Raw genomic sequence first — 6,404 nt, 5'->3', positions numbered from 1 at the left:
CCCCCCCCCCGGGGGGGGGGGGGGGATTCGTCATGCCGCCAGACCCAGGCGGTCCATGCGCCGGGAGTGCTCCGCCGTGAGGCGCGAGAAGACCCACGACTGCGTCGCGGGCGCCGGTCCGTTCGACGCGGCCTCGGCCGTCGCGTCGGTCCCCGCGGCGACGAGGCGCGCGAGCGCGGGCCGCTGGGCGAGGACGACGCCGACGACGCCCAGCGCCTCGCCGACGAGGCGCCGGCCCCACAGCGCGAGCCGGGACGCGAGCACCGGGTCTGCGGCGGCGGCGTCCGCGATGACCGGGGCGTAGCGCTGCGACGGCGTGTCCTGCGTGAGCGCCTCCACGACGACGTCGCGCGACCGCTCGTCGAGGCCCTGCGCGGCGAGCAGGCAGAAGTCGTCGGCGACGCCCTGGCCCACGTACCCCTTGAGGATCCCCTCCCACCACGTGCTGGGGCGGGTGCGCGCGTCGAAGTCGTCGAACAGCCCGTCGAAGGCGGTCATGCAGTCGGCGGGGTCCCCGCCCAGCTCGTCCACGCGCACGAGCACGCGCTCCTGTCGGTCGAGCATGGCTGCCGCGAGCCGAGAGAGCGCCTGCCGCTGCCGCAGCGTCGGGGCGTGCGCGGCGTCGCCGGCGAGGCGGCCGAAGCTCGCGAGCTCGGTGTAGGCGACGAGGCCGAGCAGCTCGACGGCGTCCGCGTGGTCCGCCGTGGGCAGGGTCAGGGGGCTCGCGTGCTCGGCGTCGCTCATCGGGCCAGGATAGTTCTCCGATATCATGGCGGGCGTACATCGGTTGCCCGGTCGTCCAGACCTCACGCTCGTCACGCGAACGACGACGGCACGGCACGGTCCGCAGCGCGGGCCGGGCCACGACATTCACGATCGGCTGCCGGCCACGAGGCGCGTACGACCGCGACCGGGAGCCTCCCGGTGCCGGGCCCACGACGGGCCCGCGGACGGTCGCGCGTGCCCGAACGAGACAGAGGCACCAGTGACCACCACAGACGCGACCAGCACCGACGCGACCCCTGACGTGAGCGCGGACGCGACGTCCGTCGCCGCCAGCGTCCACGCGGACAACACGACCTTCGCCGACTTCGGCGTCCGCCAGGAGATCGTCGACGCGCTCTCCGACGCGGGCATCGTCCAGCCCTTCCCCATCCAGGCGATGACGCTCCCCGTCGCCATGTCCGGCCACGACATCATCGGCCAGGCCAAGACCGGCACGGGCAAGACCCTCGGCTTCGGCGTGCCGCTGCTGCACCGCGTCGTCTCCCCGGGCGAGCCCGGCTTCGACGAGCTGCCCTCCCCCGGCAAGCCGCAGGCGCTCGTCGTCGTCCCGACGCGCGAGCTCGCCGTCCAGGTCGCGAACGACCTCACCACGGCCTCGAAGCGCCGCTCGGTGCGCATCGTCCAGCTCTACGGCGGGCGCGCCTACGAGCCTCAGGTCGAGGCGCTGACGCGCGGCGTCGAGGTCGTCGTCGGCACGCCCGGGCGCATGATCGACCTGATGAACCAGGGCCACCTCAACCTCACGCGCGCCGCGACCGTGGTCCTCGACGAGGCGGACGAGATGCTCGACCTCGGGTTCCTCCCGGACGTCGAGAAGATCCTGGCGCGCACGCCCGCGCAGCGCCACACGATGCTCTTCTCGGCGACCATGCCGGGCGCCGTCGTCTCGATGGCGCGCCGCTACATGAAGCAGCCGACGCACATCCGCGCGAACGACCCGGACGACGGCGGCCAGACGGTCAAGAACATCGAGCAGGTCGTCTACCGCGCGCACGCGCTGGACAAGGTCGAGATGCTCGCGCGCATCCTCCAGGCCGAGGGCCGCGGGCGCACCATCGTGTTCGCCCGGACCAAGCGGACCGCCGCGAAGGTCGCGGACGAGCTCGTCGACCGCGGGTTCGCCGCCGGCTCGATCCACGGCGACCTCGGGCAGGGCGCGCGCGAGCAGGCGCTGCGCGCGTTCCGCAACGGCAAGATCGACGTGCTCGTCGCGACCGACGTCGCGGCGCGCGGCATCGACGTCGAGGACGTCACCCACGTCGTGAACTACCAGTGCCCCGAGGACGAGAAGACCTACCTGCACCGCACCGGCCGCACCGGCCGCGCGGGCAACAAGGGCACCGCGGTCACGTTCGTCGACTGGGACGACATCCCCCGCTGGTCGCTCATCGACAAGGCCCTCGACCTCGGCATCCCCGAGCCGGTCGAGACGTACTCGAGCTCGCCGCACCTGTACACGGACCTGCACATCCCCGAGGGCACCAAGGGTCGACTCCCCAAGGACCGGCGCACCCTCGCCGGGCTCGACGCGGAGGAGATCGAGGACCTCGGCGAGACCGGCAAGCGGCACACGCCGGCCGGCGGTACGCGCGGTCGCCAGGGCGGCCGGTCCGAGGGCGGCCGCGGCCGCTCCGAGGGCGACCGTGGTCGGGCGGGCGGCCAGAGCCGTTCCGGCGGGCGTCGCGCGGAGGGCGAGCGCGCGGGCAGCCGTCCCGAGGGCGAGCAGACCGACGCCACCGCGGGCGCGCCGTCCGAGAACGCGCCGTCCGAGGGCGGCGAGCGCCGTCGTCGGTCCCGGAACCGTCGCCGCACGCGCGGCGGCCGCCCCGTCGAGCAGCAGGGCGGCACCGAGGCGGCCGCCCAGCCCGCGGAGTAGCCCGGGCGGAGCAGTCCGGAGCCCGACGACGAACCCCGGGTCTCTCCTCACGGTCACCGCACCGTGGGGAGGGACCCGGGGTTCGTCGCGTCCGGGAGCGTCCCGGTCAGTGCACGTGCGCGTCCCGGCCCGCGAACCACACGGCGACGCCCTGGACCGCGGCCGCGGCGACGAGCAGGAGCAGCGGCAGCGTCCATGCGCCCGTGGCGTCGTGCGCGAGCCCGAGGCCGAGCGGCCCGGTCGCCGCGAGCAGGTACCCGGCGCTCTGCGCCATGCCGGAGAGCTCGGACGTGTGGGCGGCGTCGCGCGCCCGGAGCGCCATGAGGGTGAGCGCGAGGCTGATGCCGCCGCCCTGGCCGAGGCCCACCAGCACGACCCAGAGCGCGGCGGCGCCGGGGGCGAGCGCGAGCCCGAGCAGCCCTGACCCGACGAGCACGACGAGGACGACCCCGATGCCTCGCTGGCGGCGCATGCGCCCGGCGAGGACCGGGGTCACGAACGACCCGAGGATGCCCGCGAGGTTGCACAGCGCGAGGAGCCAGCCGCCCGCCTCCGGCGTCCGGCCGAGCGCGACCATGATCTCCGGGAGCCACGCGTTGACGGCGTAGAACGACAGCGACTGCATGCCCATGACGACCGTGACCGCCCAGGCGAGCGGGCTGCGCCACACGGCGGAGCGGGCGACCCCGGCCCCCGCGCCCGCGCCGAACGCCGTCGCGCCGACCGGGTCGGGCCGCAGGGCGCGCGGCACCCACACGAGCACGCCGAGGACGGCGAGCACGCCCCACGTCGCGAGCGCCCCGCGCCAGTCGAGACCGGCCGCGGTGGCGATCGGGAGCGTCAGCCCCGCGGCGAGCGCGGCGCCGCCCGACAGCGCCATCGAGTACAGCCCCGTCATGAGGCCGATGCGGTCGGCGAAGTCGCGCTTGATGAGCGCGGGCAGCAGGACGTTCCCGAGCCCGATCGCGCACCCGGCGACCACGGTCCCGGCGAAGAGCCCCCACGTGTCGGGGACGAGCCGCAGCGCGAAGCCGACGCACAGCGCGACGAGGCTCACGAAGAGCGCACGCTCGAGCCCCCAGCGCCGCGCGAGCACGGGCGCGAGCGGCGCGAGGAGCCCGAAGCACAGGACGGGCAGCGTCGTGAGCACGCCCGCCGCCGTCGCGCTGAGCCCCAGGTCGGCGCGGATCTCGCCCAGGACGGGCGAGATCGACACGACGGCGGGGCGCAGGTTGAGCGAGGCGAGGACGATCGCGACGACCGCCCCCACCCCCAGCGGACGGCGCAGCCCGCTCACGCGTCGACCCCCCCTGCTCCCGCGCGACCGGGGCGTTCCGCAGCAGCTTCCACGAGCTGCGCGCGCACGGCGTCGATCGTCGCGGCCACCGCGCCTTCGGCCGCGTCGGCGTCGCCGGCCCGGATCGCGGCCACCACCTCCTCGTGCCCGGGGACGTCACGGTGGTGCCGGCGCTGCTCCCCCGTCGGGAAGGTCCGGACGAGCGCGTGGTCGAGGCCGTCGTAGAGGTCCGCGAGCAGCGGGTTGCCTGCCGCGCGGACGACCTCGCCGTGGAACGCGACGTCGGCGGCCTGGAACGTGTCCTCGTCGGCACCGCGGGCCGCGGTCTGGGCGGCGAGCGCGGCGTCGAGCCGGGCGAGCGCGTCCGCGTCGTGCCGTTCCGCGGCCGCCCGCGCCGCACCCCGCTCGAGGACGCCGCGCACGTCGAGCACGTGGAAGGCGTCGGTGGTGCGCGCGCGGCGGGCCAGGGCGGCGTCGAGGCCGTCGGCCGCGCGGACGTAGGTGCCGTCGCCGCGCCGGGGCTCGAGCACGCCAGCGTGCTCCAGCGCGCGCACGGCCTCGCGCACGGTGTTACGACCCACGCCGAGCTCGGCCACGAGCTCGGGCTCCGGCGGGATCCGTGAGCCCACCGGCCACTCCCCGCGAGCGATGCGCTCGCTGAGCCGTTCGACGACGAGCTCGGACACCTTGCGCGGCGGGACGATCGGCTGGGTCACCGAAAGAACCTAACATCCCCTGTTTGGCCTCGGCGCCGACGGCGGGCGGCGGGGAGCTCTCCTGGGACGTCGACGCCTGCTGGCCCTGACGACCGGGCACGACGAACCGGCGTCCGGGGGCCCCGACCCTCGGAAGCCGGCCGTCGGACCCGCGGTGCAGCGGCGTCAGGCCGCCTGGACGAACTGCGTGACGGCGTCGGCCACGAGCTGGACGGCGATCGCCGCGAGGAGCAGACCCGCGATGCGCGTGACGAGGATGGTCCCGGAGTCGCCGAGCACGCGGTTGATGACGTTCGCGAAGCGCATGGAGAGCCAGAGGCACACGTGGACCGCGACGACGCCCGCGACGATCGCGACCCACTCCGCGACGCCGCCCCCGCGCTCCCCCGCGCGCTGGACGAACACCATGGTCGCGACGATCGCGCCCGGGCCCGCGAGCAGCGGCGTCCCGAGCGGCACGAGCGCGACGTTGACGCCCTTGTTGCCCGACGGCTGCGGCTCCTCCATCTTGCCCGTGAGGAGCTCCATCGCGACGAGCAGCAGCAGCAGGCCGCCCGCGGTCTGGAGCGCGGGCAGCGAGATGTGCATGTAGCTGAGGATCTGCTGGCCGAACGCCGCGAAGGCCACGATCACGCCGAACGCGACGAGGATCGCCGTGCGCGCCGCCTGGTTGCGCTGCTTGGCACCCATCGCGCTCGTCAGGCCCAGGAACACCGGCACGGTGCCGGGCGGGTCCATGATGACGAACAGGGTGACGAAGACCTCCGTGAAGAGCCGGACGTCGAAGAACTCGTTCATCGTCCGATCATCGGATCACGTCCAACTGTCCCAGCTCCTCGATCTGCTCCAGCACGGTCGGTGCTGTCGTGTTCTCCCCGAGCCGGTTCGGTTTGCCGGCCCCGTGGTAGTCGCTCGACCCGGTGACGAACAGGCCCAGGTTCCGGGCCAGGTCGTCGAGACGGGCGCGCTGGCGGTCGTCGTGGTCGCGGTGGAACACCTCGAGCCCCGCGAGGCCCGCCGCGGTCATCTCCTCGATCACCGCGTCGGACACGACGCGCCCGCGACCGTCCGCGCCCGGGTGGGCGAAGACGGGGACGCCGCCCGCCGCTCGCACACCCCGCACGGCCGCGACCGCGTCGGGCGCGTAGTGCGGCACGTAGTACGGGGTGTCGGTGGCGAGGATGGTCGCGAACGCCGCAGAGCGATCGGGCGAGAGCCCGGCCGCGACGAGCGCGTCCGCGATGTGCGGGCGTCCGATCGTCGTGCCCTCGACGGTCTGCGCGAGCACATCATCCCACGTGATCGGGTAGTCCTCGGCGATGAGGTCGACCATCCGCCGGGCCCGGCTCGTGCGCGCGTCGCGCGTGCGGTCGAGCTCCGCGAGGAGCGCCGCGTGCGCCGGGTCGTGCAGGTAGGAGAGCAGGTGCACGCTGATGCCGCCCGAGCGCGCCGAGATCTCCGCGCCACGCACGAGGGCGACGCCGTGGCGCAGCGCGGCGTCCGTCGCCTGCGCCCAGCCGGCGGTCGTGTCGTGGTCCGTCAGAGCGACGACGTCGAGGCCCGCCGCGGCCGCGGCCTCGACCACCTCCCCCGGTGCGTCCGTGCCGTCCGACGCGGTCGAGTGGGTGTGGAGGTCGATGCGCACGGGACCAGGATAGTGACGGGACAACGGGTCGGCGGCACGGGACCCGCACACGATGTGCACACGGGACGCGGCCCCTCCCCACGG

General features: G+C 74.9%; 6 protein-coding genes. 1 reads left to right on the top strand and 5 read right to left on the bottom strand.

Annotated elements, in window-relative coordinates; translation table 11 throughout:
* Nucleotides 1-30: 30 nt before the first annotated feature.
* Nucleotides 31-744 carry a ferritin-like fold-containing protein gene (locus tag ACFWH7_RS15760; RefSeq protein ID WP_378217673.1) on the bottom strand — a complete coding sequence of 238 codons (714 nt, stop codon included), beginning with the start codon at nt 742-744 and terminating at the stop codon, nt 31-33.
* 241 nt (nt 745-985) lie between these two features.
* Here ACFWH7_RS15760 and ACFWH7_RS15755 point away from each other — a divergent pair, with 241 nt between their 5' ends.
* A complete protein-coding gene (locus ACFWH7_RS15755) occupies nt 986-2,662 on the top strand; it encodes a DEAD/DEAH box helicase (RefSeq protein ID WP_378217671.1) in 1,677 nt (558 codons plus the stop codon).
* Between the two features lie 106 nt (nt 2,663-2,768).
* On the opposite strand, the gene ACFWH7_RS15750 is transcribed toward ACFWH7_RS15755, so the two are convergent.
* The 4 genes from ACFWH7_RS15750 to ACFWH7_RS15735 all read right to left on the bottom strand — a co-directional run bounded on the left by ACFWH7_RS15750 (nt 2,769) and on the right by ACFWH7_RS15735 (nt 6,320).
* Entirely contained in the window at nt 2,769-3,959 is a 1,191-nt protein-coding gene (locus tag ACFWH7_RS15750; RefSeq protein WP_378217669.1) for a CynX/NimT family MFS transporter, read from the bottom strand.
* Nucleotides 3,956-4,675 (bottom strand): FadR/GntR family transcriptional regulator, encoded by a 720-nt coding sequence (locus ACFWH7_RS15745; RefSeq protein WP_378217667.1) that lies wholly within the window; start codon nt 4,673-4,675, stop codon nt 3,956-3,958. The genes ACFWH7_RS15750 and ACFWH7_RS15745 overlap by 4 nt, the downstream gene beginning before the upstream one ends.
* Nucleotides 4,676-4,840: 165 nt before the next feature.
* Nucleotides 4,841-5,473, bottom strand: coding sequence for a MarC family protein (locus tag ACFWH7_RS15740; RefSeq protein WP_154799154.1), 633 nt, complete (start codon nt 5,471-5,473; stop codon nt 4,841-4,843).
* Nucleotides 5,474-5,480: 7 nt separating this feature from the next.
* The gene (locus tag ACFWH7_RS15735) at nt 5,481-6,320 is read right to left on the bottom strand and encodes a PHP domain-containing protein (protein WP_378217664.1); all 840 of its coding nucleotides are present in this window, start codon (nt 6,318-6,320) and stop codon (nt 5,481-5,483) included.
* Nucleotides 6,321-6,404: the final 84 nt, after the last annotated feature.

Origin of the sequence: Cellulosimicrobium cellulans (assembly GCF_042723955.1) — a bacterium.
Taxonomy (GTDB): Bacteria; Actinomycetota; Actinomycetes; order Actinomycetales; family Cellulomonadaceae; genus Cellulosimicrobium; species Cellulosimicrobium cellulans_H.
Note: the sequence above shows the minus strand (reverse complement) of the source record. Positions and strands in the feature narration are given on the sequence as shown.

Bases quoted from the DNA above. Each gene is read 5' to 3' on its own strand.
- ACFWH7_RS15760 (WP_378217673.1), bottom strand. From the start codon at position 744: ATGAGCGACGCCGAGCACGCGAGCCCCCTGACCCTGCCCACGGCGGAC.
- ACFWH7_RS15740 (WP_154799154.1), bottom strand. From the start codon at position 5,473: ATGAACGAGTTCTTCGACGTCCGGCTCTTCACGGAGGTCTTCGTCACC.